The sequence below is a fragment of the Mesorhizobium sp. M0317 genome, assembly GCF_040321555.1.
Lineage (GTDB): Bacteria > Pseudomonadota > Alphaproteobacteria > Rhizobiales > Rhizobiaceae > Mesorhizobium.
In genome coordinates this window covers 1-25,694 of sequence record NZ_JAMYRV010000059.1, presented here as the reverse complement: position 1 = coordinate 25,694, position 25,694 = coordinate 1, and the positions used below count along the sequence as shown (strand labels likewise).

The following is a 25,694-nucleotide window of genomic DNA, read 5'->3' as shown; positions in this document are numbered from 1 at the left end:
AGCGAGGGGTTATCATGAACATGACGAAATCTTTGACTATTGCCGGCCTGTTGCTGGCGTCACCTATAGGTGTCGGCGGCGCGCAGGCCGGTGACGAGCTAGGGTCCTACGTCGCGCGCATTTCCGATCGCGACCACCATGCCAGCGACGGCTATGAGCTGAGCAGCGCAGCACAGATGGTGCGGCAGGACCGTGCCAACTGGCACAAGTTCCACCGGCGCGATGCCGACGACCAGGGCGATGACTGGTTCCGCAGCAACGATGATCGCGCGTATCTGGAACGCATGCTGAAGCGCGGTGGCGCGATGAGCTCCTCGACACGGAACGCCATCGTCAATGGCGAGCCGCTGATCCAGGTCGACGTCTATTCAGACAGCGTGCATGTCAGCATTTTGGAGGACTGACGGGGTCAGCCTCGGGAGGACTGAAAACAAGACGGGCGGCGTGTGAACGCCGCCCGTGTTCGGGCTTGTCCGTCCCTTAGCCAGCTATTCTGGAAAAATCCGCGACCTGATCGGTGGCCGTGCGGATGCGAGCCAGCAGCGCCAGGCGGTTGGCGCGCACGGCCTGGTCCTCATCATTCACGAGAACGCGTTCAAAGAATGAATCAACCGGTTCACGCAACACGCTAAGCGCCAGCATGGCGGCGGAAAAGTCTTCGTTTTGAATCGCTTCGCCGGCTTCTCTCTCCGCCTGATTCACCGCCGCAAACAGCGATTTCTCGGCCTCCTCGCGAAACAGCGCCGGCTCAACAGTCGCGGCGACACGCGTTTTCTTCTTCTCCTCGGCAGCCAGAATGTTGGCCGCGCGCTTGGTGCCGGCGAGCAGGTTCTTGCCGTCCTCGGTGTCGAGGAAGTAGCCGAGCGCTTCGACGCGGCGCACGATCTGCAGGAGGTCGTCCGAGTGCGATTGGCCGATTTCCCCCCTTGTGGGGGAGATGCCCGGCAGGGCAGAGGGGGGCGCGCCAGAATGAGAGGTCGGCGGGACAGCGCCCCCCTCTGTCGGCTTCGCCGCCCCCACAAGGGGGGAGATTGGCGCGCTTCCACCACCTGCCAGCACGGCGTCAATGAGATCATGCCTAGCACCCTGGTCGCGGAGATAGACTTTCAGGCGGTCGTGGAAGAAGGCGAGGAGGTCGGGGCCAAAGGCCCGTCCAGCCTTAGACGCGAGATAACTCGCCGTTTGATAGGCACTATCGAAGAGCGATGTCAGCGGCAGTGAGATCCCATTCTCGATCAGGATCCTCACCACGCCCAGTGCGGCCCTTCTCAGCGCGTAAGGGTCCTTCGACCCCGTCGGCTTTTCATCAATGGCCCAGAAGCCGACCAGCGTATCGATTTTGTCGGCCAGCGCGACGGCAATCGACACCGGATTGGTCGGCACGCTATCCGACGGACCTTGCGGTTTGTAGTGCTCCTCGATCGCCGCAGCCACGGACGGATGCTCACCCTGCAGCAGCGCGTATTTGCGGCCCATTGCGCCTTGCAGTTCCGGAAACTCGCCCACTGCTTCTGTCGTGAGATCAGCCTTGGCCAGCACGGCGGCGCGAGCGGCGAGCGCGGTAATCTCCCCCCTTGAGGGGGAGATGTCGCCGAAGGCGACAGAGGGGGTCGTCTCGCGTGGAGTGCCAACTCCCTCTTTCTTCGAGAGACCGGACGGCGTCGCGGCAGCCGAAGCGACCCCCTCTGGCCTGCCGGCCATCTCCCCCTCAAGGGGGGAGATCGACTGCGCCACTGTTGGCGCCAGCTCCTGCGCCAGCCGCTTGATCCGCTCCACCCGATCGCCTTGCGTACCGAGCTTGGTGTGAAAGGTGACATTGAGATGGTCGAGGCGGGCCATGCGCTGGTCGAGCGGCTTTTTCAGATCGAGGCCGAACTTTTTCGCCGATGCCTCGAGCTCTCCCAGATCGGGCAGATCGCCCTGGTCGGTCTTCCAGAAATACAGCGCATCCGACAGGCGGGCGCGCACCACCTTGCCGTTGCCGTGCGCGATCTCCTTGCCGCCGTCTTTCGCCTCGATGTTGGCGGTGAGGATGAAGCGGTTGGAAAGGTTTTCGCCGTCGCCTTGCGGACGGGTGACAAAGCATTTCTGGTTGGCACGGATGGTCAGCCGGACCACCTCGGGCGGAATGGCGAGAAAGGCCTGCTCGTATTCGCCCATCAGCACCACCGGCCATTCGACCAGGCCCGACACTTCTTCCAACAACCCTTCGTCCTCGACCAGATCGAGCCCGTTGGCGAAGGCGAGGTTGCGGGCGTCGGCAAGGATGATCTCCTTGCGGCGGTCGCCATCGAGCACGACCTTGGCCGCTTCCAGCTTGGTCACGTAATCGTCGAAGCGGCGCACGGTAATTTCCCCCGGCGCCATGAAACGATGGCCGTAGGTGATATTGCCCGAGCGGATGCCATCGATCTCGAAATCGACCACCACCGGCTCCTCGGTCTCCGGGCCGAAGGTGCACAGAATCGTCTGCAGCGGCCGCACCCAGCGCAGCGAACCGGGCTTGGCTGAAGCCGGCCCCCAGCGCATCGATGTCGGCCAGGGGAAGCCGCGAATGATGGCCGGCACCAGTTCGGCGATGATTTCTTCCGCCGCCCTGCCCGGCTTCGAAATATGGGCGACGTAGAAATCGCCCTTCTTCGGATCGGAATGAACATGCGCCTCGGCAACCGAGGCAAGGCCTGCCTTGCGCAGAAAACCCTGCACCGCCTGTTCCGGCGCCGTCGTCGACGGCCCCTTGATCTCCTCGTGGATATCCTTCGAGCGCGCGGTCAGGCCCCTGACATCGAGCGCCAGGCGCCGCGGCGTCCAGTATTCGCGCGCGGCGTCATAGGTCAGACCCGCCTCGACCAGACCGTCGGTCAGCATCTTCCTGAGATCGCCCGCCGCCTTGCGCTGCATGCGGGCGGGGATTTCCTCGGAGCGAAGTTCTAGCAAAAGATCCGGCATGGTTAGGCTCGCGCGACAATGGTCGGCGGGGCATAGCAACTCGGCTGGCCGCTGTCACCCTCTGCGCTTGCCGATCGTCGGCCCGGGCCGATTTTCTAAAATTTTCAAGGCGCTGTCGGGCCGCAACCAGCCCGCCCGTCCTTGGATCAAAGATTTCCATGAACCAAACGCAGCGCTGAAGCGACCAACGCTCAGGCAGGGACCTATTGGCTGAACGACCATGAAAACGGCATCGAGACTTCTCCAGATCATCGCGCTCAGCGCCTGTTTCGCCGCGCAGGTGCATGGCGCCTTCTCGATGCCGGGCGTACGGCAGGCTATGCGGACCATGGCGGGGTCGACTGGCCAGTTATCGGCGCCAATCAACATTTCCCCCGAAATGATGAAGTGAGCCTCAGGCGGCGAGGCCGCCGGCCTGGGTCTGCAAAAATGCCTCGCCGCAGGCCTTCGCCAGATTGCGCACCCGCAGGATGTAGCTCTGCCGCTCAGTCACCGAAATCACGCCGCGCGCATCGAGCAGGTTGAAGACGTGGCTGGCCTTGATGCACTGGTCATAGGCCGGGAAGACCATGCGGTGCATCGGCAGATTGTCGTTCAAGGCCGGGGCGCCGGCCGCGAGCAGCGCCTTGCATTCGGCTTCGGCGTCCTCGAAATGCCTGAGCAGCATGGCGGTGTTGGCATATTCGAAATTGTGCCTGGAATATTCCTGCTCGGCCTGCAGGAAGACCTCGCCATAGGTGACTTTTTCAGCACCTTCGCGCCCGTTGAAGTTGAGGTCGTAGACATTGTCGACTCCCTGCACATACATGGCCAGCCGCTCCAGGCCGTAGGTCAGTTCTCCCGCCACCGGCGCGCATTCGATGCCGCAGACCTGCTGGAAATAGGTGAACTGCGACACTTCCATGCCGTCGCACCAGCACTCCCAGCCGAGCCCCCAGGCGCCAAGCGTCGGGCTTGCCCAGTCGTCCTCGACGAAGCGAATGTCGTGCAGCAACGGATCGACGCCGATCGCCTTGAGCGAGCCGAGATAGAGCTCCTGCAGGTTCGGCGGGTTGGGCTTCAGGATCACCTGGTACTGGTAATAATGCTGCAGCCGGTTGGGGTTTTCGCCGTAGCGGCCGTCCTTGGGCCGGCGCGAGGGCTGGACATAGGCGGCGTTCCAGCCCTTGGGCCCGAGCGCGCGCAGCGTGGTGGCCGGATGGAAGGTGCCGGCGCCGACTTCCATGTCGTAAGGCTGCAGGATGACGCAGCCATAGGCGGCCCAGTAATTGTGCAGGGTCAGGATCAGCCCCTGGAACGAGCGGCTGGGATGTATATGGGCTGGACTGTCTGACGTCACGGCGGCCTCGGAAAGCGCTGAAATGATGCCATTCCCTAGTTGCCGGGCCGGCTAGCGTCAAGGCAGCGCCTATCGCCGCCTTGATGAGAGGTTGAACGCTTTGCTTCGGACTGGCCCATTGCCGGACGGTGCCGGTGGCCGTTTGCTCGCCCAGCTTCAACGACAGAGGTTCAGCCATGCAAGGCCAGCTCACCGTACGCCCCGTCACCCGAGAGGATTACGAGCAATGGCTGCCGCTGTGGGACGGCTACAATGCGTTTTACGGCCGCTCGGGCGAGACCGCCCTGCCCGGTGACATCACTGCAATGACATGGTCGCGCTTCTTCGATGCCTATGAGCCTATGCATGCGCTGGTCGGAGAGCGAAGGCAAGCTTCTCGGTCTTGTCCACTATCTCTATCACCGCACCACGACGGCGATTTCGCCGAACTGCTATCTGCAGGACCTCTTCACCAATGAGGCGTCGCGCGGCAAGGGCGTCGGCCGGGCACTGATCGAAGACGTCTATACCAGGGCGCAAACCGCAGGCTCCAGCCGCGTCTACTGGCTGACACACGAAACCAACCACACGGCGATGAAGCTCTACGACAAGATCGGCGATCTCTCGGGCTTCGTCGTCTACCGAAAGCTGTTCTAGAATGAGCGCCAACGCTGGGTCTGCGCCGCGTCGCTTCGCTCCTTGCTCCGCCATAGAATGACGATCGCGATAGGGCGTCTCTATCTCTTTGTTTCTGTCGCAATTCCGAGCGGAAAACCGCGCACACTTTTCCTGGAATTGCTCTAAGACGCCAAGCCGAAACAAAAACGGGGCTCAGCGAGCCCCGTTTCATCAGAAGTATGGCCCGATCACCCCTTCGGCGCTGGCGGGGTGGCCGGCTTGACCTTCGGGGTTTCCTGCGCCGTGTTGGATTCGATCGGCGGCAGGCCCTTCATCAGCTTCTGCTGCAAAATGGCAAGCACATCGGGATCCGGCTTCAGGTCGCGCGCCTGATTCCACTGGAAAGTGGCTTCGAGCTTGCGGCCGACGCGCCAATAGGCATCGCCGAGATGGTCGTTGAGCACCGGATCTTCCGGCTTGAGCGACACGGCGCGCTCCATTTCGCGCACGGCGTCGTCGAACCGGCCCATGCGGAAATAGGCCCAGCCCAGCGAATCGACGATGTAGCCGTCGCTCGGCCTGAGGTCGACGGCCTTCTGGATCATCGCCAGGCCTTCCTTGAGGTTCATGTTCATGTCGACCCAGGAATAGCCGAGATAGTTCAGCACCTGCGGCTGGTCGGGGAACAGTTCCAGCGCCTTGAGGAAGTTCGGTTCGGCCTTGGGCCATTCCTTCAGCCGCTCATAGGCGATGCCGCGCTGATAGTAGATGTTCCAGTTGGCATTGGTCGGCGTCTTCAGCACCGCGACCGCCTTGTCGTAGAGAGTGGCGGCGGAGCGGAAATCCTCCTTCGAGGCATAGACCCCGCCCAGCGCCAGATAGGCGCGCATGTCATCGGGGTGAGCTTCGACGAATGCCTTGAGATGGGCGATCGCCTCGTCGTGACGGTTGAGATCGGCAAGGTTGAGGCCGAGCTGCAGGTCGGAAAGCTCCTTCAGCGGCGAGGAGGCTGGAATGCGGCTATAGAGCGCAATGGCGCCTTCGCCGTCCTTCAGCTGCTCCGCAACGGCGGCAAGCTGCACCAAAGCGGCGTCGCTGTCTGGCTTGAGCGCGAGCGCATATTGCAGATAGAGGCGCACGAACGGCTCGCCGCCGCCGCGATTGAGCGCGATGGCGAGGTCGAGCAGGATTTCAGCGGCGCCTTCGGAGGGACTGGCGACGAAGGGCTCGATCTTGTCGCCCTTGCTGATCCTGTCGCGAAGCGCCTGGATGTCGAGCTTGCCGGGCGCGAACGCCTCGGCCTTGTCGAGCACGTAGAGCGCCTTGTTCTTGTTGCCCTTGCGCGCCAGGAAAGACGCGTAGGCCTGGGCGTTGCGCATCCATGTCTCGGGCGCGGCACCGCCGGCCGTGACGTCGGTCAGGGTCGCGTCATAAAGCGCGTCGGCCTTGTCCGATAGGCCTGCGGCATCGGCGATCAGCGCGCGGTGGAAGGACTTGAACAGGCCGAACCAGTCAGGCCCCTGCAGTTTGTCGATCGAGGCCATCGCCCCGGTGGGGTCGCCGGCGCCCTCTTGTGCCCAGCCGGACATGACGCCGGAAATCAGTCGGTCGAGATCGGATTCGAGCGACAGCTTGAGCCAGTACTGCGCCTTGGTGAAATCCTTCTTGTGGAAGGAATCGACCGCCAGAGCCAGACGCGAGAAGCGCTCGACGTCGGGAACTCCCTTGAGCTTGTCGGCATAGACCAGCGATTCCTCGAAGCGGCCTTGCGCGATCAGCGACAGCATCAGGCTTTGCTGCAGTGAGGTGTCGCCGGGATTGAAGGCGAGCGCCTGCTTGTAATAAGCGATGGCATTGTCGAGGTCGTTGTCGCCTTCGGCGATGCGGGCGGCGAGATAGGCGCCCGAGAAGGAGGTGATCTTGACCGGGTCGGTCGATTCCTTGGCGTAGGCAGGCAGCGGAGAAATCGCCATCCCTGCCACAATTGCCAGCCCCGCGAGCCAGCGCGCACGTCCTTGCCGCATCGTATCCCTTTCAGCCAAGCGCCATCCCGCGTCGGCGCGGAGAAGCCATAGACTCGATGTTTCCTGACAAAGCATGGCCTTTTTGGGGTCAGGCTTCAATCCGGGCCGAATTCACAATCGGGTCACCCGATTAACAAACCATGGCGACGCAGACACTATCGGTTCCGACAATAGCAGATCGGGGTTGGGAGCTACAGCCTGACATCGCGATATCCGCCTGCCGCTATCGTGCTGCACAGGCCGGCCCACTCGCAACCCTGGCAGGCCTCACGCGTCACGCCGGCTGAAAAGGCCGCGCGCAAGGCGGCAAGCGTTGCCGCGTCGAGGCTGAGACGGACGCCCGCCTCGATGGGCCGGGCCAGCAGCTTGCCGACATCGCGTGCTGCCAGCTCGTCCCGGCCTGCCGCGCTTTCGCGCAAGCAGTGGGGCTCGGCCTCGCCGAGCAGCGGCCGACAGATGTCGTCGGGGCCGGAGACGATCAGAATATCCTCGCCCCGGCCCAGACGTTTCGCGATCACGTCATAATTGGCGACGAAGGCTGCGCTGTACCCTTCGCCAATATAGGTCAGCAGGCAAAGCAGATGGTGGGAGCGCAGCCGGACGGTCATCGGTCAGGACGCGCCAGCGGAGCCTGTTCCATCTCTTTGTTTGAGCATGATCTCTTCCGAAAACCGGACTCCACTTTTCGGGATCATGCTCCTGCCGGGTCCGCCTTGTTGCTCCAAAACAGCTTGAGCGTCGCGGCGCCGAGCGCCGATTTCAGCAGGCCGCCGACGAGGAACGGCAGGAAACCGAAGGCGATGGCCTGTTCGAGGCCGATCATGACGGCGAGCCAGGCCGTGCCGAGAACCAGGCAGGCGAGGTTGCCGAGGACCATGCCGGCGAACGCGAGCAGCACGCGGCTGCCGTTCCAGCCGCGTTCGGCTAGCCAGCCGACAAGCGCGCCGACAAGCGGGAAGGCAAAGAGATAGCCACCCGTCGGCCCGACGAAATGGGCCGCACCGCCTGCCCCTCCCGACAGGACCGGCAAGCCGACGGCGCCTTCGACCAGCCAGGCGATGATGGTGATGGCGCCAAGCCGCCAGCCATAGAGCGCGCCGACCAGCGTCACGGCGAAGGCCTGCATGGTGACCGGCACCGGCACCATCGGCACCTCGATCTGGGACAACAGCGCCAGAAACAGCGTGCCGATGACGATGGCCGCGGCTTGCCAGGCATACGAGCGGGTTTGCAGGCGCAACGGGCTGAAGGAGGGCTTGGAGGGCGAAAAGGCGATGTCGGTCATGGCGGCTTTCCTGGCTGGTTTAAATTATAGATAATTTTGTTGTTCGATCTATTATCGAATCCATATTTGCGCGGGAATGGCAACCCTCGCCCCTAAAAAGGCTTGGGCTTGCGTGCCGAATAAAGGGCATTTGGAAGGCTGGCGGGACAGCACCCCCTCTGGCCTGCCGGCCATCTCCCCCGCAAGTGGGGAGATCGGATGTCGCCTCTGCTTTCGCCAATGGCCGACGTTGCAGGACTAACGCAACGGCAAAGCTGTTGATCTCCCCCCTTGCGGGGGAGATGTCCGGCAGGACAGAGGGGGGTGTGAAGGATCGCGACGCTCGCGCTTGTCAAAGAGGCTGACGATTTGTCCGCAGCCGCTAGCTCCGCCGAGCCCTACCCGACGATGGCAAACGCTTCGCGCATCTTGCCCGACGCGGTCTTGACCGGTTTCTGGCCGATCCACTGCACGTGCCGGCCAAGCGTGGCGGCGGCCGATTCGGTGTTGCCTTGCCGCAGCGCGCTGAGGATCGCGCGATGATCCTGGTCGGTGCGGATTTCCCATTCCGAGCGCCAGGCGGCGAACAGGAAGCGGGCGCTTGCTGCGTGCAAATCGTCGATGGTGGCGATCAGCCGCGGCATGCCGCAGGGCGCCAGGATCAGCCGGTGGAAGGTGCGGTTGGCCTCCTCCCAAGAGCGGACATCGCGGGATTTGTCGCCGGCCTTTGTGGCTTCTTCGGCAAGATTGAGAATGGAAGCCGTCAGATGCGGCGCGGCATGGCGCAGCGCCAACACTTCGAGCGCTGCCCGCATTTCGGCGACTTCCCTTACCTCGCCGAGATCGAAAGCAGCGACGCGTACGCCCCGCCTGGGCTCACTGGCCGCCAGCCCTTGCGCCTCCAGGCGCCGAAAGGCCTCGCGCACCGGGACATGGCTGGTCTGGAATTCCTCGGCGATGTGATCCTGCCGCAGCCGGGCGCCGGGTTCGATCGCACCCGATATGATGCGATCCGCCAGCACCTTGCTGATGCGCACGGCGATGGTGTCGTCTGCGGTCTTTGCCATGTTTTATAGATAATTTGCGCCGCAACCGATTGTCGAGCGGTGATTGCCCGATTTTGCGTGCAAACTTGCTTTGGCGCCAGGCGCGGGTCAGTTCACCCGGCTGATGCAGAAGTCGATGACGTCGATCAGCGCCGATTTCTGCGGCGTCGCCTCCAGCGGCGCCAGCGCGTCGCGGGCGATCTCGCCGAAATGGCGGGCGCGTCCGATGGTGTCGGCAATGGCGCCATGGCGGGTCATCAGGCCGATGGCCTTTTCCAGTCCGGCATCGTCGGTGACATTGTCCTCGATGGCGCGCTTCCAGAAGGTGCGCTCGGCCTTGGTGCCGCGCCGGTAGGCGAGGATGACCGGCAGCGTAACCTTGCCTTCGCGGAAATCGTCGCCGACATTCTTGCCCAGCTCCTGGCTGGAGCCGCCATAATCCAGCGCATCGTCGATGAGCTGGAAGGCAAGGCCGAGATTCATGCCGTAGGAGCGCAATGCGGCGCGATCGTTGCGCGTCGCCGATGCGATGACCGGACCGACCTCGGCGGCAGCCGAGAACAGCGCCGCGGTCTTGGCCTTGATGACGGCGAAATGCTCGTCCTCGGTGGTATCGAGGTTCTTGGCGGCCGCCAGCTGCATCACCTCGCCCTCGGCGATGATCGAGGCGGCGCTGGACAGGATGTCGAGCGCTTCCAGCGAACCGACATCGACCATCATGCGAAAAGCCTGGCCGAGCAGGAAATCGCCGACCAGCACGCTCGCCTGGTTGCCCCAGATCATGCGGGCAGTCTTTTTGCCGCGCCGCATGCCGCTCTCGTCGACGACGTCGTCATGGAGCAGCGTGGCGGTGTGCATGAACTCGACCGCGGTGGCGAGCTTGACGTGGCCCTCGCCGGAATAGCCGAACATCTGGGCCGCCGCGAGCGTCAGCATGGGACGCAGCCTTTTGCCGCCCGACGAGATCAGATGATTGGCGACCTCCGGGATCATCTCGACGTCGGAGCCGGCCTTGGACAGGATCAGTTTGTTGACGCGCCCCATATCGGCTGCTGTCAGGTCGATGAGATCCTTGATGGAGGCGGGTTCCCGCTTCCCGTTTTCGATGTTGAGAACGACACCCACCAACAAACACTCCCGTCTTTGATCACGCGTGCGACGGCACCCTGGTCCCGCCTGGGACTCTAGGGCGGCACATACGGGCACGGCAAGAGGCGAATTGGCGCGGCTGCGGTGACGGCGTGTCAACCTTAGCGACCGCATGCCGTTGCCCGAAAACCGCTCCACACTTTCGGCGCCATGCTCCAGCGTTTACATCAACGCTGCAACCTGCGAACTTCGTCCGATGATAGAACTCGTGCGCACCAACGATGCCGTGATCATCTCCTTTGTCGAATCGCTGATGCGCGATGCCGGGATTGCCTGCTTCGTCGCCGACCAGAACATGAGCATTCTCGAAGGGTCGATCGGTCTTTTGCAGAAGCGCGTGATGGTCGATGCCGACCAGGCCGATCAGGCGCGGCGCATCTTGAAAGACGCCGGCATCGAGAACGAAATCCGCCAGACATAATGGCTGAAGCGAGCGCGCTTACCAGCGATACGCCGGCCCATACGGTCGATGCCTTCCATCGCGGCCGCTTCTGGCTGGTCCAGCCCAGGACAGGGCATCGCGCCGGGATGGATGCCATGATGCTGGCGGCAGCAGTTTCATCCGGCTTTTCTGGACGCCTCGCCGATTTCGGCGCCGGCGCCGGTGCGGCGGGTCTCGCCGTGCTGTCGCGCTGCCCAGAGGCGCAGGTCGTGCTCGTCGAACGGTCGACCGAGATGGCAGGCTTCGCCACAACCACGCTCGCCCATCCCGGCAATGCGCATCTCGGCAATCGCGCCTCGGTGCTGACCGCCGACGTCACGCTGTCGGGCCGGGCGCGGACGCAAGCCGGCCTTGCCGACAATTCCTTCGATTTCGTCATCATGAACCCGCCCTTCAACGCGGCGCAAGACCGCGCCACGCCCGATCCGCTGCGGCGGCAAGCGCATGTGATGGAACAGGGGCTGTTCGAAAGCTGGATCCGGAGTGCGGCTGCCGTCGCCAAACCGCGCGGGGGCCTGGCCGTCATTGCGCGGCCGGAACAGCTTGGCGACCTCCTCCATGCGCTGTCGGGTCGCTTCGGCGACGCCGAGATGCTGGCCGTCCATCCGCGCCCGGAAGCAGCCGCAATCCGCATTGTCGTCAGGGCAGCGCTCGGCGCGCGCGGCAAGCTGTCGATCCGCCAGCCTTTGATGCTGCATGGGCAAACGGGCGACGGCCCGTCGGAACGCACCGAGATGATCAACAACGGACTGGCGTCGCTGTTTGGCGATTGATTTTGGGCCCGTCAGTGTCGTTGCCGCAAAACCGGCACACAGTTCGCTGAGATGGATTGCAGCATTGCCGTTGACCGGCAAATCCCTACATGCGTTGAAGCCATTTGGAGACAGCCACCTCGTGAAACGCCTTTTCAACCGCCTGCTGCCGAAATCCTGGCGATCCAGCGTCGTCACCATTCCCGTCATCAGGCTGCATGGCACCATCATGGCCGGCGGCGGCCCGTTCCGGCCGAGCCTGTCCTTGGCGTCCACCGCCGCCCTCATCGAAAAGGCGTTCCTGTTCGATGCGCCCGCCGTCGCCATTTCAATCAATTCGCCTGGCGGCTCGCCGGTGCAGTCGCGGCTGATCTTCAAGCGCATCCGCGACCTCGCGGTCGAGAAGAACAAAAAGGTGCTGGTCTTTGTCGAGGATGTGGCGGCCTCGGGCGGCTACATGATCGCGGTCGCCGGCGACGAGATCTTTGCCGATCCGTCCTCCATCGTCGGTTCGATTGGTGTCGTCTCGGCCTCGTTCGGCTTTCCCGAGTTGATGAAGAAGATCGGTGTCGAGCGCCGTGTCCACACCGCCGGCCAGAACAAGGCGGTGCTCGACCCGTTCAAGCCGGAGAAGAGGGAAGACGTCGAGCGCCTGAAGGCGCTGCAGCTGGAAGTGCACGAGACCTTCATCGACCTGGTCAGGGAACGCCGTGGCACCAAGCTGAAGGACGATCCGGACCTGTTCACCGGCCTGTTCTGGACCGGCAAGAAAGGGCTGGAGCTTGGCCTCGTCGATGCGTTGAGCGACATGCGCACGGTACTGAAAACCCGCTTCGGCGCGAAAACCCAGCTCAGGCTGGTCACCGCGCCGCGTGGCCTGTTTGGCCGCATCGGCCTGTTCGGCTCGAACTTTTCAGCGCCCGATATTGCCGCCGCCGCCGCAAGCGGCGTGATCGATGCGGCGGAAGAGCGCGCATTGTGGGCTCGCTTCGGGCTTTGAAAAAGCAGGGAAAGCGTCTAGCATGAGGGCTTGACAGTCTGCCTTGCCGCCTTGCGAGGGAGGAGCTTTGAAATGCCACAGATCATTTTCTTCGCAGTTGTCGGCGCAGCCGCTTATTTCGGCTACCGCACCTTCGTCCGCGAGGCCGAACGTGTGACCGCCAAGGTGCGGCGCACCGAAAAGCAGGCAGCCAACGGCACCAACGGCACGCTGGTCCAGGATCCCAAGACCGGCGAATACCGCCTGGCCAAGGACTGATCATCATCCCGTCAGCAGCCGACAGTTTGGATGCCGCAGCCCGGACGTGGCTTGCGCCCGCCAAGATAAATCTGGCGCTGCACGTCACCGGCAAGCGCGCCGACGGCTACCATCTGCTCGAGAGCCTGGTCGTTTTCACCCGCTTCGGCGACAGGGTCGAGATCGAGCCTGCCGACGCCGACCGGTTCTCCGTATCGGGCCGTTACGCGACTTCCGTGCCGATCGACGACAGCAATCTGGTGGTGAAGGCGCGCGAGGCGCTGCGCAGGCAGGCCGGCCAGCAGAGCACGCCGCCGGTTGCCATCCGGCTGGAAAAGAACCTGCCGATCGCATCCGGCGTCGGCGGCGGCTCAAGCGACGCGGCGGCGGTATTGCAGGGTCTTGTCCGGACCTGGGGGCTCGACATCGGCGAGGCCGAACTGAGCCGGATCGGTCTCACGCTCGGCGCCGACGTGCCGATGTGTCTTGCGGCAAAACCGCTGGTTGCGCGTGGCGTCGGCGACGAGCTGTCGCCAATTGCGGATTTTCCTGCGCTGGCCTTGGTGCTGGTCAATCCCGGCGTCGCCGTTTCGACGCCTGATGTGTTCAACGCACTTGAGAAACGCGACAATGAAGGACTGCCGCCGCTGCCGCGCGGTTTCGATTTCCACGGCGTCCGCAATTGGCTGGAGATCACCCGCAACGATCTTGAGGAACCGGCGCAAGCAATACAGCCGCCCATCGGCAGAGCGCTTTCCCTGCTGAACAGGGCCGGATCTGGATTCTCGCGCATGTCGGGGTCCGGCGCGACATGCTTCGGGCTGTTCGAGACCGGCAATGTCGCCAAGCGCGCCGCCGCCGAGATCCGCAGCCGCGAACCGGAATGGTTTGTCGCCGCGACACGAAGCATCGCTTCAGAGGGGGCCGATGACCAAAATTGACGAAAGCCGCCCCTTCATCCCGGTGCGCATCGCGGTGCTGACGGTGTCCGATACGCGCAGCCTTGCCGACGACAAATCAGGGCGGACGCTGGCCGATCGCATCGTCGAGGCCGGCCATGTCCTGGCCGCGCGCGACATCGTCACCGACGACCGGGAGAAAATCCGCGACAAGGTGCTGGGCTGGTCGCGCGACGAAGACATCGATGTCGTCATCACCACCGGCGGCACTGGCTTTACCGGCCGCGACGTGACGCCGGAGGCGCTGGAGCCGATCTTCGAAAAGCGCATGGACGGCTTTTCCGAAGTGTTCCATCGCATTTCCTACGACAAGATCGGCACCTCGACAGTGCAGAGCCGAGCGACGGGCGGCGTCGTCAACGCCACCTTCGTCTTCGTGCTGCCGGGCTCGCCCGGCGCCTGCAAGGACGCCTGGGACGGCATCCTGAAACCGCAGCTCGACTACCGCCACATGCCCTGCAACTTCGTCGAGATCATGCCGCGCCTGGACGAGCATTTGCGGCGCGGCAAGGCCGCCTCGTAAACCAAGGCAAAGTGCCGGCCAAGTGCTGCCTTTGTCAGGCAGAATGGCGGCTGCGCCTTCGAGAGGTCATTTCCTCCGGGTCGTCGGGCGGATAGTCTGTCGCCAAGTCAAGACGGAAGAGATCCAATGAGCGCGCACCGCGGCGGCTGCCATTGCGGCAACATCCACCTGACCTTCGAAACCGGAATTGAGCCGTCCGAGATGGAGATCCGCGCCTGCCAGTGCGCCTTCTGCGTCCGGCATGGCTCACGCGCCGCCGCCGATCCGCAGGGGCGATTGATCGTCGCGGTCGAGGACGAGGCCCGGCTGCACCGATACCGGTTCGGATTGCGCACCGCCGATTATCTCATCTGCCGGGACTGCGGCGTCTATGTCGCTGCTGTGACCACCGACGGCGAACCGAGAGCGATCGTCATCGTCAATGCGCTGGATGACCGGCCGCGGTTCAACCGCGAGCCGGTCCCAATGGACTATGATGCCGAGAACAAAGAGGGTCGCATTGCCCGGCGGCAAGCGCGCTGGATGCCGGTCGAGATCCGCTCCGGCGTCAGCGGATGACCGGCTCGCCGTGGAAGCGGCGGCGCGAGGGCGGCGAGACGCCGAAGCCGACCTCCATCATCAGCCGTGGCGTGGTGGACGGCACGGTGCCCATGTGGAAGCCGAACGGGTCCTCGACGAAGCCGAGCCCGGCCTCGCCGGTCAGCGTGACCGGGCTGTCCTCGCCATAGACCTTGAACACGTCTTGCGCCGGATGGCCGACCAGCAGCGTCAGTTGGTGCTTGAGACTGCGCCTGTTGTGGCTGCCTTTGACATAGACATGCGGGCCGGTGCCGGCATCGCAGGGTTTCAGATAGAAGAAGAATTTCAGCATCCGCCAGTCGTCGAGATCGAAATGATATTTGCCGAGCGAGGCAAGGTTCTTGTCGGCGTCGGAAGCCTCGCCAGTCGGGAAACTCCACCACACACGCGTGGTGATCAGCTTTGCCTGCCCGCCCAGATAGTGCTGGGCGATGTCGAACAGCAGCGGGTCGTTCTGGATGGCGAGTGCCGCCTTGCAGCCGAGGATGCGCTCGAAATAGTGGCCGCTGAGCAAAGAGCGACCGAACCGCTTCTCGGCTTCTGCGTGTTCTCCGGGCATGAATTCGAGCCGGCGGTCGAAATTGCCGAAGCACGGCGTGCTCTGCGCGAAGCTGGCGATCTCTTCGTGGATTGCCTGCGGCAGGACCAGTCCGGAGAACAGGCCATCGGTGCGCAGCGCCGCGACGATCGACTTGAGGTCGACGTCCCTGAACATCGTCGCTCCGGCACTCTGCGCGGGGCGCGCGGCTTTGGCGCCAAGCCAGTGCAGCTTGCGCGCCGGCATGGTGCGGGCAAGCACGAACATCGGCAGCCATGCGGGATTTTCGCGCAGGTCGGACAGATAGGTCGGGATACGCACCGCAATGCGGCGGAGCAGGCTGCCGTTGCGGGCAATGGCTTCCAGACTGGGGGCGCCGGATTTGTCAGGGGACGAAAGGTTCATCGGGGTCCTCAGATATGAACGGCAGCAACGACGACGCGGCGCTTGCTTACCGCTCCGGCACTACCCAAACCCCGATATCCCGCATCAACGGAATGCTAATCCCGCGTCAGCTTTTGTGCAATGCACAATAGCTTTTTGCGGCGAAAAAGAGGGATGGTGCTGCGACCGTGCCAATGCGGATGAGACGCCGACGCTGCCCCTCATCCGCCCTTCGGGCACCCTTCTCCCTGGGAACGGGAAAAGGGAGAAACATCACTTCTTCGGCGCCAGCCAGATTTCGGCGTCGAGCCGCTTGGTGGCGAGACCGCGCGCAAGGGCTTCGGCGCTGTGCGCGTTCTTCGACAGGGCAGCGGCCTGGCGCTTGCTGATGACCAGCCCTTCGGCCAGCGCCCGGTTGCCCGAAAACACCCGTGACAGGAACGGCGTGCGGCTGCCGCGCGCACGGCAAAAGCGCGCCGGCATGGTTTGCCGCGCCGTGTGAGCGACAACGTCGTCGATCCAGCCCTCCGCCAGCCTTGCGCCGGGTTCCAGAAACAGCAGCCAGTCACCCTTCGCCTGCCTGATTCCCGCGGCAATGCCGCCGGCCACGAAGTGGCAGCCGGCATGATCGGCAACCCGATGCGTCTGGTCGGTCGAGCCGGTGTCGCAGACGATGACATCGCGCACCACGCCCTCGACCGCGCCGCCGATCAACGAGGCGAGCGTGCGGGCAAGGCCTTCTTCGTCATCCCGGGTTTCGATGAGAACGCTGAGCATTTTTAGCCGAATAGCGGAAAGCCCGGCGCAGCGCCAGTTTTGCATGGCCCAACGAAAAAGTTCTTGCTTTGTTCTCATCAGCGAAATAGGATTATTTTCATGAACAGAGCGATTCGACAGCCAGCCGACAGTCCTTGGGAAAGGGCCAAAATGGAACATATCGTGCGTGCGGACATTGCTGCTTTCGGAGCAGGGCGAGCCGAGATGGCCAATGCGATGATCGAACAGAGCGGCATGCGCGTCCGTCCGGATCGCAACCGCGGCCGTTCCGCGGGCATCAACCCGTCCGGCCGGTTCGAGCCGGTCAGCCGGCATGTGTTCGACGACGGCTGGAATTCGCTGGAGGAATTGCCGCCGTTCAAGACCGAAGTGCAGGTCGAGAAGCCGCGCACCATCATCACCCGCAACGAATCGCCCGACATTTCCTTCGACCGCTCGATCAACCCCTATCGCGGCTGCGAGCATGGCTGCGTCTATTGTTTCGCCCGGCCGACGCATTCCTTCATGGGCCTGTCGCCGGGGCTGGATTTCGAAGCGAAGCTGTTTGCCAAGCCGGATGCGGCGCGGCTGCTCGACAAGGAACTGTCGAAGGATGGCTATCAGCCGCGCACCATCGCGATCGGCACCAACACCGATCCCTACCAGCCGATCGAGAAACAATACCGGATCATGCGCGAGATCCTCGAAGTGCTGGAGGCGCGCGGCCATCCGGTCGGCATCGTCACCAAATCCCATCTGGTGACGCGCGACATCGACATCTTGTCGCGCATGGCCGAACGGGGCTTGGCCAAGGTGGCGCTGTCGGTGACGACGATGGACCGCATGCTGGCGCGCACCATGGAGCCACGCGCGTCGACGCCGACCAAGCGGCTTGAGGCAATCCGGCAGCTTTCCGATGCCGGCATCCCGGCCTCTGTCATGGTGGCGCCGATCATTCCCGGCCTGACCGACCAGGAGATGGAGCGCATCCTCGATTCGGCACGCGCCGCAGGCGCCCGCGAGGCCGGCTATGTCATCCTGCGCCTGCCGCTCGAGGTGGCGCCGATCTTCAAGGACTGGCTGCTGCGCCATTATCCCGACCGCTACCGGCACGTGATGTCGCTGATCCGTTCGATGCGCGACGGCAAGGACTATGATTCGGAATGGGGCAAGCGGATGAAAGGCGCCGGCCCCTATGCCTGGCAGATCGGCCGGCGCTTCGAGATCACGGCCAAGCGGCTCGGCCTCAACGCCGAGCGGCGCACCCTCCGAACCGACCAGTTTGTCGCCGCCGCCAAGGCGACCGAGCAGCTGATGCTGCTCTGAGAGTAGCGCCTGCCCTGCCCTCGTGGTTGGCAGGCGACCCAAGAATCCCGTCCGGCCTGTCCCCCGGCCTGCAGACGGTGCCCTCCCGGTCTTGCCCCACTCGACCCTGGAGGGACTTGCGGAGAATCGGAGCCGATGCGAACCTCGCCGCAACATGGCTCGCGCGCGTTCCGATTCTCCGCTTCTTTTAGAAATCGTCGAAAAGCCCGACTTCTCCTTCGAGACGAAGGCGATGGCTGAAGGCCTGTGGCCGGTGGCAGGCATGGACGAGGCCGGCCGCGGTCCGCTGGCCGGGCCGGTGGTGGCGGCGGCGGTGATCCTCGATCCCGCCAACATTCCCGACGGGCTAGACGATTCCAAACGGCTCAACCATTTGCAGCGCGAGGCGCTGTTCCTGAAAATCCTGGGGTCAGCGCTCGGCGTGTCGATGGCCTCGGTCAGCGCCGAAGGCATTGACGGCAGCAATATCCTCAAGGCCAGCCTGGAAGCCATGCGCCGCGCCCTTGCCGGCCTGCCGATCCAGGCGAAGCTGGCGCTGGCCGATGGCCGCGATGTGCCGCCGGGCCTCCTCTGCGAAGGCCGCGCGCTGATCAAGGGCGACCAGCGCTCGCAATCGATCGCCGCCGCCTCGATCGTCGCCAAGGTGATGCGCGACCGCATGATGTGCGGCTGCGGCAGCCACCACGAACGCTACGGGTTCGAAGTCCACATGGGCTACGCCACCGTGCGGCACCGCACCGCGATCGAAGCGCATGGTCCGGTGGCAAGGCTGCACCGGGCGTCATTCGCGCCGTTCAGGCTGGGTGGAGTTGAGGTGGTTGAGGAAGAAGGGTTTGTCGGGTTGGACAGCTAATCTCCCCCCTTGAGGGGGAGATGGCCGGCAGGCCAGAGGGGGGTCGCCGCGCGTGAAGCGCCAGCCCTTCTTCGCAGCAGAATGCGTCGCGCCCGGTGGCACCGACCCCCTCTGTCGCCTTTGGCGACATCTCCCCCTCAAGGGGGGAGATTGTCCGCGCTCAACAAAAAAGCCGCCAGGTTGCCCGGGCGGCTTGATGTCAGCGAGTTACCCCGCTCAGTTCAGCCTGGCCTTCACGTCCTGCAGCGCGGACTTGAACAGGTCGGCGCCGGCCTTGGCGTCGATCTTGCCGGCAAGCAGCGTGCGGGCCGCCTCGACGGCGATGTCGACGGCGCTGGCGCGCACTTCGGCGACGGCTTCGCGCTCGGCCTGGCCGATCTTCTGCTCGGCAAGCGCGGTGCGGCGGGTGACATAGTCTTCGGTCTTCTTGTGCGCCTCGGCGGCAAGCATGTCGGCCTCGCGCTTGGCGGCAGCGACGATGGCTGCGGCCTCCTGCTCTGCTTCCTTGCGCTTCTTCTGGTATTGGCCGAGCAGTTGCTGGGCCTCTTCGCGCAACCGGCGGGCTTCCGCAAGCTCGTCGCTGATCTTGGTCGCACGGGCGTCGAGCGACTTGGCGATCAGGCCTGGCACCTTGATGTAAACGGCAACGCCGAGGAAAATGACGAGGGCAACTGTTGCCCAAAGCGTTGCGAGAGATGTGGCGTCCATGATGTGCTCCTCACCGGGCCACGGATTTGACCGCAGCCGAGATCTCGGCCTTGCTCGTCTTGCCGCCGACAAGCGCATCGACGATGGCTGAAGCGGTGTCCTCGGCAATCGTGCCGACTTCCTTCATGGCGTTGGCCTTGATGGAAGCAATGCTGGCCTCGGCCTCGCCGAGCTTCTTGTCGAGGGCGGCCTCGACCTTCTTGCGGGCAGCCTCGGCTTCAGCCTTGGCAGCGTCGTTGGCCTGCTGGCCTATCGCGTTGGCCTTGGCCTTGGCTTCCGCAAGTTCCTGCTCGTAAGCGGCAACGGCGGCGTCGGCCTCGCCCTTCAGCCTGGCGGCCTGGTCGAGGTCCTGCGTGATGCGATCGCTGCGGACGTCGATGATGCCGCCAAGGCGCGGCATCACCACCTTCTTCAGGAACAGATAGAACAGCCCGAACGTGATCGCCAGCCACAGAAGCTGGGACGGAAACGTCGCCGGATCGAATGGCGGGAACGTGCCGTGCGCCTCGGCAGGCACGCCGGCGCCGGAATGCGTGCCGCCTTCCGTACCGGTATGGGCGCCTTCAGCGGCGGGTGCGGACTCTTGCGCAAACGCAGATGTCACGAACATGGACTATCCCCTGATATCAGGCATGGCCGCAGGAATGCGGCCAGCCAATTCTTCCCAATGCTCGTCCGACCGATATTGGCCGAACAGGGGCTCAGCCGAACAGGGCGAGAAGCGCGATGAGAAGCGAGAAAATGCCCAGAGCTTCGGTCACGGCGAAGCCGAAAATCAGGCGGCCGAACTGGCCATCGGCGGCCGACGGATTGCGCAGGGCGCCCGCCAGGTAGCTGCCGAAGATGTTGCCGAGGCCAATGCCCGCGCCGCCCATGCCCAGGCAAGCGATACCGGCGCCGATGTACTTTGCTGCTTCTGCGTCCATTTTAAACTCCTTTGGATCTGTAATTCGTTGCAATTCCATCCGGCGAAAGATGCCGGAAATTCTAGGTCAGTGCCCGGGATGCAGGGCGTCGTTCAGATACATGCAGGTCAGCACCGCAAAGACGTAGGCCTGCAGGAAAGCGACCAGCAATTCCAGCGCGGTCAGCGCGACTGCCATGGCCAGCGGCAACACCGAACCGGCAACGCCGACGGCGCCGAGCGCGCTCAGGCTGACGACGAAGCCCGAAAACACCTTCAGTGTGATGTGGCCGGCCAGCATGTTGGCGAACAGACGAACCGAGAGGCTGACCGGGCGCGACACGAAGGAGATCACTTCGATCAGCACCACCAGTGGCAGCAGGAACACCGGAACGCCATGCGGCACGAAGAGCTTGAGGAAACCCAGACCGTGCTTCGTGAAGCCGTAGACAACGACGGTTCCGATCACCAGGGCTGCGAGGCCGAAGGTGACGATGATGTGGCTGGTGACGGTGAAGAAGTACGGGAAAAGGCCAAGCAGGTTGGCGACCAGTACGAACATGAACAACGAGAACACGAAGGGGAAGAACTTCATGCCCTGCGTTCCGGCGGCGTCGCGCAGCATGTTGGAGACGAACTCGTAGCCCATTTCCGAAACCGACTGCAGGCGCCCGGGAACAAGGCTGCGGCTGGAGGTCGAGAGGTACAGAAACGCCGATGCGACGAGCACGGTCGCGACCATGAACAGGGACGAATTGGTGAAGGACAGGTCATAGCCTCCGATATTGATCGGAATCAGCTTGACGATATGGAACTGGTGGATCGGATCGACCTTGTCAGCAGCCATTTACATCCCCGTCAAAACCGCGAGCGGCCTTAAGTGTCCTTGTGCGCCATTGGCGGCGCGCCATTTCATTCTTTCGGATCGTGCGACTTCTCGCTTTTTCCGAATTCCGCCACAACACCTGACGAACGCAGGACATTGAGCACGCCGGCGCCAAAGCCCAGCAACAAGCCGACGACCAGACCCCATGGCGAGGTTCCCGCCACGCGATCCAGAAACCAGCCAAGGCCCACACCCACCACTATCCCGGCGATGAACTCGCTGGACAGCTTGAGCGCCTGGCCATATCCGGCCGTCGCTTTCGCGCCGTCATTCCCCTCGAGCTGATCCGGCCGTCTTGTCGCAAGCGATGCTCCAAGCTCACGCCGGCGGCGTTCGAGATCTTCGTCGCGGATGTCGGCCTCGTGCTTGCTGCCGCGGCCGGTTTCTCCGGTTCCGTCTGGCCCGTTCTTGTCGGCCATCGTAACCCCCCTGCCCGGTCAGACCGTCACCGTCCGTCCGCTTCTAAAGTCGCCGGCAACATAGTTAGAGGGTTTGCGCCCGTCAAGCCACGGGCGGGACTTCAAAGCCATGTATTTTTTCTATTGGAATCAACCACTTGGCGAGGTGCGACATCGTGCCCGGCACTATCGGGTCGGCACATGCCCCGAATCCGTCCGGCGACCGCTGTCCGATTTCGGCTTCCAGGGCCTTTGCGGTTCGTTTGCGACAGGCAAGCCGAAGGGCTCAGCTCCAGCCGCCGCCATACGTGCGGTAGAAGATATGCAGGCCGATCTTGGTCATCTTCTGCATCGTGCGCGCCCAGCCCGGATGGACATAGTTGGCGTAGTAATGGGTCGATGAGCCGACTTCGGGAATGAAGATCTTGCCGGCGGTGACCGCCATCGCGACGTCCTGCGCGGTCTTGTAGTGGGCGGGGCTCTCGATGCGCTTCTTGCGGCCGTCGCAGGCGAAGGAGAACTGGCAGCGGTTCAGCCAGTTGTCGTTCTGGTAGACGACGCCGCAAATCGAGTTCGGATAGGCCGGATTGCGGACTCGGTTCAGAATGACCTGCGCGACGGCGGCCTGGCCGCGCACGGATTCGCCGCGCGCCTCGAAATAGATGCCGTTGGCAAGGCAGGCCTGCTCCTTCGTGGAGAAGACGCTGGCCGGCAGCGGGTTCTGGATCCACGAATGATCGCCCTTGGCCATCGGCGGAATGAAGCGCCCGCTGCTCGGCTCCTCGTCCTGCAGCAGCGCTTCGAAGGGCGAGGCCTTGGCGTAATCTGGTTCGGCCTGGGCATAGGCGGTGGCCAGCACGTCCGGTCTGTCATTGTTGACGAGGGCGGCAAGCATGGCCGGCACGCCGGGATCGGGCTTCTTGTCCACATTGGTGTGGAAGGCCTGGGCGATCTGGATTTCCTTGCCCTTGATGCCGGGCTTGGCGAAGGCGAGCTTCAGGCCGCTGTCCATGCTCGGCCGCAGCAGCGAGGACGTGCGCTGAAAGATCGAGCCGGCATTGAAGTTCTTCGGCGGCGCCACCGGCGAGACCTGGATGATGCGGCCCTTCTTGTCGGCGCGCATGATGCGGTCCTCGTCGGGCGTGATGCCGGCGACATTGCCCTTGCCGCGAAACGAGACCTTGCCGACGCCGGGCAGGCGCACGCCCGAGCCCGAGAGCGAACCGGTGGTGACGGAATCGATGAAAGGCATTTCGGCGGCATGAACCGAGCCGGCGACGGAGCGCTCGACATAAGAGTTCCAGCGGGTGCCCGAAGCTTCGAGGCCGGAAATCAAGCTGCCCATGTCCTGGTAGGCGACGACGGTCGGAAAGCCGATCCAGATGCCGAGCCCGATGACCAATGGCGCTACGAAGGAACGTTTTTTCTCACCGGCGGCGGCGGCCAGCCGCTTCAAGACACGTCGATGCACGGGGAACTCTCCAGAAACGCCACTGAGCCACTGGAGAGCCAAAGTGAAGCATTAACCTTGATGCGGGGTTAACGCGGTTGATCGTGTTTTTCCGAAGCGGCCCGAAATGGGACGCCGTTTGCCGACCGGCAACCCGTCAGTTCGGCCGCAGGAAAATTGGCCATGCAATCAAGGCGCAGAGCGCGCCCACCAGCCAGACGCCAGGCCACGACCAGATGAGCAGCAATGCCGGAATGGCGGTCGGCACCACGAAGAAGGCGATGAAGACGAAGCTGTTGGCAAGACCGAGCGCGGTTCCGGCGCGGCTGGCGCCGGCAAGCGTGGCGAGTTCGGTGTAGGCGACGCCATGCCAGGCGGAGACCGAAATGCCGGCAACGACCAGCAGCACGGCGATCGCCAGGATCAACGCGGCATGGGCGTCTGGCGTGGCTCCTGCCGCCAGGACCAGCAGGCCGACGGCCGCGAAGCCAAGCGCGCTTGTCATGCTGCAGAGGCGCAGGAACCAGCGGCGGTTGCCATGGCGGTCGGTGAAGCGGCCGCTCCAGACGCGCATCACCATGGCGCCGGTCTGCACCGCGGCAAGGCTGGCGCTGATCGTGAGCGTGGCCATGCCGGCGAAATCGTGCAGGAAGACCGAGGCAAAGGTCAGCACCGCCACTTGCGGAAAGCAGAGCAGGCCGATGGCGGTGGCGATGCGCCAGACCTCGACATTGCGCAGCGGCGCCGGACCGCCCGACTTTGCCATGGCCATGCTGCCGGCATTGTCCAGTTCCGGCGGCTGGTGCAGCCATCGCCAGGCAAACAGCGCAGAGACGGCGTTCATGGCGGCCAGCAGCCCGAAGACCGCCGCGAAACCGTGCACCGATGCCAGCGACGGCAGGACCAGCGCGCCGAGCCCGCCGCCGAGCGGCACGGCGGTCTGCCTAATGCTCATGGCAAAGCCACGTTCGCCTTCGTGGAACCAGGCCATGATGGCGCGGCCGCTGGAACCGTTGACGCTGCCGCCGAGCAGGCCGGCGACCAGAAGGCATGCGGCCAGCATTGCGACGCCAGGCACATAGGTCACTGAGGGCACGATGAACAACGCCATCAAGGCGAGCCACGCCGCGGTCGCGCCAAGGCCGGTCAACAGCACGCCGCGATCGCCCCAGCGGTCGGTGAGCAGACCCCAGGGCAGTTCGCTCAAGGCAACGCCCAGTCCGAGAAGGCCGAGGACCAGGCCGAGATTGCCATTGCTCAAGTGATAGCCCGACCGCAGAAACACCGCCGCCGCCGGTATGCCGGCGAAGGTGGCGGAGAAACTGGCATTGGCGGCAACGCCGATGCCAAGCACCTTCCAGCGATGATTGGCGCGAAATCGTTCAGCCTTCGACCTGACGGCGGCGGCTCGGCCAACCCGGCCTGGCTCACAATTTGCGTCGGCAATCGACATGGCGGGACTCCTGTTGATGCCCTTTCGGGACCTTGACGCCTCGTCTTTACCGCCATAACTTCATCCCGAATATCGGGAAGTTTTTGACAATTGTTCCCGAAAAACAGGATCGTTGTGATGCGCCGCGTAACCTTCGACCTCGATGTCCTCCGAAGCTTCGTCACCGGCATGGAACTCGGCAGCTTCGCCAAGGCCGCCGACCGGCTTGGACGCTCGACCTCGGCGGTGAGCGCGCAACTGAAGAAGTTGGAGGACCAGGCGGCGACGCCGATCTTCCGCAAGTCGGGCCGCGGACTGGCGTTGACCGAAGCCGGCGAAACCATGCTCGGCTATGCCAGGCGGCTGCTCGAGTTGAACGACGAGGCGGCCTCGGCCATCCACGACGTGGAACTGGAAGGCTGGGTCAGGCTCGGCCTGCAGGAGGATTTCGGCGAGGCGGTGCTGCCGGAGGTGCTCGGACGCTTCGCCCGCGCGCACCCCAAGGTCAAGATCGAGGCGCGGATCGGGCGCAGCTATGAACTCGCCGAGCGGATCACATCAGGCAATCTCGACATTGCGCTGGCCTGGGACAGCGGCCAGGCGCTGCCTTACAGCCGGCATGTCGGCGACGCGCAATTGCGCTGGATCGGGCCGGCAAAGCTGATCGAGACCAGGCTACGCGAGGGCGAGGCACTGCCGCTGGTGGCGCTGGAAGCGCCATGCCTGCTGCGCACAGTGACGACGGAAACGCTCGACCGCGCCGGCCTGCCATGGCGGATGGCCTTCTCCAGCCCCAGCCTTGGCGGCATCTGGGCGGCGGTCGCCGTCGGCCTCGGCCTGACCATCCGCACCGATATCGGCCTGCCGGCCAATGTCAGGACGATGGCACCGCAAACGTTGGGCTTACCCGCGCTGCCAACCATGGCGCTGGTGATGCACCAGAAAGACGCCGAACTGGACCCGGTGGCGACGCGGCTGGCGGATATTTTGTGGCAGGCGGCGGTGGCGGCGCTGCCGCAGGACGAGCGGTTGAGAGAGGTCGCTTAGACGCGGTGATCACCCGGTGTCGCGTTCCCTCACACCCCCCTCTGTCCTGCCGGACATCTCCCCCGCAAGGGCATAGGCGCTAAGATAGGTATTGCCCTGCGGAATCGGGTGTGATTCTACACTGCGATGACACACGAATCGCTTGTTGATGA

The 25,694-nt window shown here is 63.9% G+C and carries 28 protein-coding genes and 1 pseudogene; 12 read left to right on the top strand and 17 right to left on the bottom strand.

The window, feature by feature from the left end; all coding sequences use genetic code 11:
• Positions 1-20: 20 nt before the first annotated feature.
• Positions 21-404 (top strand): hypothetical protein, encoded by a 384-nt coding sequence (locus NKI88_RS28945; RefSeq protein WP_081732299.1) that lies wholly within the window; start codon positions 21-23, stop codon positions 402-404.
• Between the two features lie 76 nt (positions 405-480).
• Here the strand turns inward: NKI88_RS28945 and glyS are convergent, their stop codons facing one another.
• From glyS to NKI88_RS28930, 3 genes are read right to left on the bottom strand one after another with little or no spacing between them, the layout of a single operon-like run.
• A complete protein-coding gene (glyS, locus tag NKI88_RS28940; RefSeq protein WP_352658823.1) occupies positions 481-2,949 on the bottom strand; it encodes a glycine--tRNA ligase subunit beta in 2,469 nt (822 codons plus the stop codon).
• Between the two features lie 54 nt (positions 2,950-3,003).
• Complete coding sequence (locus NKI88_RS28935) at positions 3,004-3,318, bottom strand: hypothetical protein (RefSeq protein ID WP_352658821.1); 315 nt, start codon at positions 3,316-3,318, stop codon at positions 3,004-3,006.
• A gap of 25 nt (positions 3,319-3,343) precedes the next feature.
• Positions 3,344-4,288, bottom strand: coding sequence for a glycine--tRNA ligase subunit alpha (locus NKI88_RS28930; protein ID WP_352658819.1), 945 nt, complete (start codon positions 4,286-4,288; stop codon positions 3,344-3,346).
• A 176-nt stretch (positions 4,289-4,464) separates the two neighbouring features.
• On the opposite strand from NKI88_RS28930, the pseudogene NKI88_RS28925 reads away from it, so the two are divergent.
• Positions 4,465-4,924, top strand: a pseudogene (locus NKI88_RS28925) (GNAT family N-acetyltransferase).
• Positions 4,925-5,133: 209 nt separating this feature from the next.
• Here NKI88_RS28925 and NKI88_RS28920 read toward each other — a convergent pair.
• The 5 genes from NKI88_RS28920 to NKI88_RS28900 all read right to left on the bottom strand — a co-directional run bounded on the left by NKI88_RS28920 (position 5,134) and on the right by NKI88_RS28900 (position 10,344).
• Complete coding sequence (locus NKI88_RS28920; protein WP_023828033.1) at positions 5,134-6,909, bottom strand: tetratricopeptide repeat protein; 1,776 nt, start codon at positions 6,907-6,909, stop codon at positions 5,134-5,136.
• Positions 6,910-7,100: 191 nt separating this feature from the next.
• Entirely contained in the window at positions 7,101-7,517 is a 417-nt protein-coding gene (locus NKI88_RS28915; protein ID WP_352521273.1) for a DUF1284 domain-containing protein, read from the bottom strand.
• A gap of 83 nt (positions 7,518-7,600) precedes the next feature.
• Entirely contained in the window at positions 7,601-8,194 is a 594-nt protein-coding gene (locus NKI88_RS28910) for a biotin transporter BioY (RefSeq protein WP_352658817.1), read from the bottom strand.
• 377 nt (positions 8,195-8,571) lie between these two features.
• Complete coding sequence (locus NKI88_RS28905; RefSeq protein WP_023702055.1) at positions 8,572-9,240, bottom strand: GntR family transcriptional regulator; 669 nt, start codon at positions 9,238-9,240, stop codon at positions 8,572-8,574.
• A gap of 87 nt (positions 9,241-9,327) precedes the next feature.
• Positions 9,328-10,344: a polyprenyl synthetase family protein gene (locus NKI88_RS28900; protein ID WP_023668471.1), complete on the bottom strand. Its 1,017-nt coding sequence runs from the start codon at positions 10,342-10,344 to the stop codon at positions 9,328-9,330.
• Positions 10,345-10,564: 220 nt separating this feature from the next.
• Between NKI88_RS28900 and NKI88_RS28895 the strand changes: the two genes are divergently transcribed.
• The 7 genes from NKI88_RS28895 (at position 10,565) to NKI88_RS28865 (ending at position 14,839) form a co-directional block, all read left to right on the top strand.
• Entirely contained in the window at positions 10,565-10,789 is a 225-nt protein-coding gene (locus NKI88_RS28895) for a putative signal transducing protein (RefSeq protein WP_023692106.1), read from the top strand.
• Positions 10,789-11,583 (top strand): tRNA1(Val) (adenine(37)-N6)-methyltransferase, encoded by a 795-nt coding sequence (locus NKI88_RS28890; RefSeq protein WP_352658815.1) that lies wholly within the window; start codon positions 10,789-10,791, stop codon positions 11,581-11,583. Before NKI88_RS28895 ends, NKI88_RS28890 begins: the two co-directional genes overlap by 1 nt.
• A 121-nt stretch (positions 11,584-11,704) precedes the next feature.
• Positions 11,705-12,562: a S49 family peptidase gene (locus NKI88_RS28885; RefSeq protein ID WP_023668474.1), complete on the top strand. Its 858-nt coding sequence runs from the start codon at positions 11,705-11,707 to the stop codon at positions 12,560-12,562.
• Positions 12,563-12,634: 72 nt separating this feature from the next.
• Positions 12,635-12,820 carry a membrane protein gene (locus tag NKI88_RS28880; RefSeq protein WP_023668475.1) on the top strand — a complete coding sequence of 62 codons (186 nt, stop codon included), beginning with the start codon at positions 12,635-12,637 and terminating at the stop codon, positions 12,818-12,820.
• 26 nt (positions 12,821-12,846) lie between these two features.
• The gene (locus NKI88_RS28875) at positions 12,847-13,740 is read left to right on the top strand and encodes a 4-(cytidine 5'-diphospho)-2-C-methyl-D-erythritol kinase (protein ID WP_352658813.1); all 894 of its coding nucleotides are present in this window, start codon (positions 12,847-12,849) and stop codon (positions 13,738-13,740) included.
• Positions 13,727-14,281: a molybdenum cofactor biosynthesis protein B gene (gene moaB, locus NKI88_RS28870; RefSeq protein ID WP_023687108.1), complete on the top strand. Its 555-nt coding sequence runs from the start codon at positions 13,727-13,729 to the stop codon at positions 14,279-14,281. Before NKI88_RS28875 ends, moaB begins: the two co-directional genes overlap by 14 nt.
• Before the next feature lie 126 nt (positions 14,282-14,407).
• The gene (locus tag NKI88_RS28865; RefSeq protein WP_352658811.1) at positions 14,408-14,839 is read left to right on the top strand and encodes a GFA family protein; all 432 of its coding nucleotides are present in this window, start codon (positions 14,408-14,410) and stop codon (positions 14,837-14,839) included.
• Here NKI88_RS28865 and NKI88_RS28860 read toward each other — a convergent pair.
• Positions 14,829-15,803 carry a hypothetical protein gene (locus tag NKI88_RS28860; RefSeq protein WP_352658809.1) on the bottom strand — a complete coding sequence of 325 codons (975 nt, stop codon included), beginning with the start codon at positions 15,801-15,803 and terminating at the stop codon, positions 14,829-14,831. The genes NKI88_RS28865 and NKI88_RS28860 overlap by 11 nt on opposite strands.
• Positions 15,804-16,055: 252 nt before the next feature.
• On the bottom strand, positions 16,056-16,559 hold the full coding sequence (locus NKI88_RS28855; RefSeq protein WP_352658807.1) for a glycosyltransferase: 504 nt from the start codon (positions 16,557-16,559) through the stop codon (positions 16,056-16,058).
• A gap of 150 nt (positions 16,560-16,709) precedes the next feature.
• On the opposite strand from NKI88_RS28855, the gene NKI88_RS28850 reads away from it, so the two are divergent.
• A complete protein-coding gene (locus tag NKI88_RS28850) occupies positions 16,710-17,864 on the top strand; it encodes a PA0069 family radical SAM protein (RefSeq protein ID WP_023684378.1) in 1,155 nt (384 codons plus the stop codon).
• A gap of 154 nt (positions 17,865-18,018) precedes the next feature.
• Positions 18,019-18,717, top strand: coding sequence for a ribonuclease HII (rnhB, locus tag NKI88_RS28845; protein ID WP_023687104.1), 699 nt, complete (start codon positions 18,019-18,021; stop codon positions 18,715-18,717).
• 216 nt (positions 18,718-18,933) lie between these two features.
• Here rnhB and NKI88_RS28840 read toward each other — a convergent pair whose 3' ends face one another.
• The 7 genes from NKI88_RS28840 to NKI88_RS28810 all read right to left on the bottom strand — a co-directional run bounded on the left by NKI88_RS28840 (position 18,934) and on the right by NKI88_RS28810 (position 24,516).
• Positions 18,934-19,425, bottom strand: a complete 492-nt coding sequence (locus NKI88_RS28840; protein ID WP_023668483.1) for a F0F1 ATP synthase subunit B — start codon at positions 19,423-19,425, stop codon at positions 18,934-18,936.
• Between the two features lie 10 nt (positions 19,426-19,435).
• A complete protein-coding gene (locus NKI88_RS28835) occupies positions 19,436-20,035 on the bottom strand; it encodes a F0F1 ATP synthase subunit B (protein WP_023668484.1) in 600 nt (199 codons plus the stop codon).
• Between the two features lie 91 nt (positions 20,036-20,126).
• Positions 20,127-20,351: a F0F1 ATP synthase subunit C gene (locus tag NKI88_RS28830; protein WP_006206606.1), complete on the bottom strand. Its 225-nt coding sequence runs from the start codon at positions 20,349-20,351 to the stop codon at positions 20,127-20,129.
• Positions 20,352-20,417: 66 nt separating this feature from the next.
• Positions 20,418-21,176, bottom strand: a complete 759-nt coding sequence (locus tag NKI88_RS28825) for a F0F1 ATP synthase subunit A (RefSeq protein WP_023668485.1) — start codon at positions 21,174-21,176, stop codon at positions 20,418-20,420.
• Positions 21,177-21,241: 65 nt separating this feature from the next.
• A complete protein-coding gene (locus NKI88_RS28820) occupies positions 21,242-21,634 on the bottom strand; it encodes an AtpZ/AtpI family protein (RefSeq protein ID WP_023668486.1) in 393 nt (130 codons plus the stop codon).
• Between the two features lie 265 nt (positions 21,635-21,899).
• The gene (locus tag NKI88_RS28815) at positions 21,900-23,084 is read right to left on the bottom strand and encodes a cell wall hydrolase (RefSeq protein ID WP_352658804.1); all 1,185 of its coding nucleotides are present in this window, start codon (positions 23,082-23,084) and stop codon (positions 21,900-21,902) included.
• A gap of 136 nt (positions 23,085-23,220) precedes the next feature.
• Positions 23,221-24,516 (bottom strand): MFS transporter, encoded by a 1,296-nt coding sequence (locus NKI88_RS28810; RefSeq protein WP_352658802.1) that lies wholly within the window; start codon positions 24,514-24,516, stop codon positions 23,221-23,223.
• Positions 24,517-24,633: 117 nt separating this feature from the next.
• On the opposite strand from NKI88_RS28810, the gene NKI88_RS28805 reads away from it, so the two are divergent.
• On the top strand, positions 24,634-25,542 hold the full coding sequence (locus tag NKI88_RS28805) for a LysR substrate-binding domain-containing protein (RefSeq protein WP_352658800.1): 909 nt from the start codon (positions 24,634-24,636) through the stop codon (positions 25,540-25,542).
• Positions 25,543-25,694 lie beyond the last annotated feature (152 nt).

What these genes read in the sequence shown, in the direction of transcription:
- NKI88_RS28920 (WP_023828033.1), bottom strand. Translation starts at nt 6,909, where the DNA reads ATGCGGCAAGGACGTGCGCGCTGGCTCGCGGGGCTGGCAATTGTGGCA.
- glyS (WP_352658823.1), bottom strand. Translation starts at nt 2,949, where the DNA reads ATGCCGGATCTTTTGCTAGAACTTCGCTCCGAGGAAATCCCCGCCCGC.
- NKI88_RS28945 (WP_081732299.1), top strand. Translation starts at nt 21, where the DNA reads ATGACGAAATCTTTGACTATTGCCGGCCTGTTGCTGGCGTCACCTATA.
- NKI88_RS28835 (WP_023668484.1), bottom strand. Translation starts at nt 20,035, where the DNA reads ATGTTCGTGACATCTGCGTTTGCGCAAGAGTCCGCACCCGCCGCTGAA.
- NKI88_RS28890 (WP_352658815.1), top strand. Translation starts at nt 10,789, where the DNA reads ATGGCTGAAGCGAGCGCGCTTACCAGCGATACGCCGGCCCATACGGTC.
- NKI88_RS28850 (WP_023684378.1), top strand. Translation starts at nt 16,710, where the DNA reads ATGGAACATATCGTGCGTGCGGACATTGCTGCTTTCGGAGCAGGGCGA.
- NKI88_RS28855 (WP_352658807.1), bottom strand. Translation starts at nt 16,559, where the DNA reads ATGCTCAGCGTTCTCATCGAAACCCGGGATGACGAAGAAGGCCTTGCC.
- NKI88_RS28820 (WP_023668486.1), bottom strand. Translation starts at nt 21,634, where the DNA reads ATGGCCGACAAGAACGGGCCAGACGGAACCGGAGAAACCGGCCGCGGC.
- NKI88_RS28935 (WP_352658821.1), bottom strand. Translation starts at nt 3,318, where the DNA reads ATGTTGATTGGCGCCGATAACTGGCCAGTCGACCCCGCCATGGTCCGC.
- NKI88_RS28895 (WP_023692106.1), top strand. Translation starts at nt 10,565, where the DNA reads ATGATAGAACTCGTGCGCACCAACGATGCCGTGATCATCTCCTTTGTC.
- NKI88_RS28880 (WP_023668475.1), top strand. Translation starts at nt 12,635, where the DNA reads ATGCCACAGATCATTTTCTTCGCAGTTGTCGGCGCAGCCGCTTATTTC.
- NKI88_RS28915 (WP_352521273.1), bottom strand. Translation starts at nt 7,517, where the DNA reads ATGACCGTCCGGCTGCGCTCCCACCATCTGCTTTGCCTGCTGACCTAT.
- rnhB (WP_023687104.1), top strand. Translation starts at nt 18,019, where the DNA reads ATGGCTCGCGCGCGTTCCGATTCTCCGCTTCTTTTAGAAATCGTCGAA.
- NKI88_RS28825 (WP_023668485.1), bottom strand. Translation starts at nt 21,176, where the DNA reads ATGGCTGCTGACAAGGTCGATCCGATCCACCAGTTCCATATCGTCAAG.
- NKI88_RS28830 (WP_006206606.1), bottom strand. Translation starts at nt 20,351, where the DNA reads ATGGACGCAGAAGCAGCAAAGTACATCGGCGCCGGTATCGCTTGCCTG.
- NKI88_RS28865 (WP_352658811.1), top strand. Translation starts at nt 14,408, where the DNA reads ATGAGCGCGCACCGCGGCGGCTGCCATTGCGGCAACATCCACCTGACC.
- NKI88_RS28810 (WP_352658802.1), bottom strand. Translation starts at nt 24,516, where the DNA reads ATGTCGATTGCCGACGCAAATTGTGAGCCAGGCCGGGTTGGCCGAGCC.
- NKI88_RS28860 (WP_352658809.1), bottom strand. Translation starts at nt 15,803, where the DNA reads ATGAACCTTTCGTCCCCTGACAAATCCGGCGCCCCCAGTCTGGAAGCC.
- NKI88_RS28840 (WP_023668483.1), bottom strand. Translation starts at nt 19,425, where the DNA reads ATGGACGCCACATCTCTCGCAACGCTTTGGGCAACAGTTGCCCTCGTC.
- NKI88_RS28905 (WP_023702055.1), bottom strand. Translation starts at nt 9,240, where the DNA reads ATGGCAAAGACCGCAGACGACACCATCGCCGTGCGCATCAGCAAGGTG.
- NKI88_RS28910 (WP_352658817.1), bottom strand. Translation starts at nt 8,194, where the DNA reads ATGACCGACATCGCCTTTTCGCCCTCCAAGCCCTCCTTCAGCCCGTTG.
- moaB (WP_023687108.1), top strand. Translation starts at nt 13,727, where the DNA reads ATGACCAAAATTGACGAAAGCCGCCCCTTCATCCCGGTGCGCATCGCG.
- NKI88_RS28805 (WP_352658800.1), top strand. Translation starts at nt 24,634, where the DNA reads ATGCGCCGCGTAACCTTCGACCTCGATGTCCTCCGAAGCTTCGTCACC.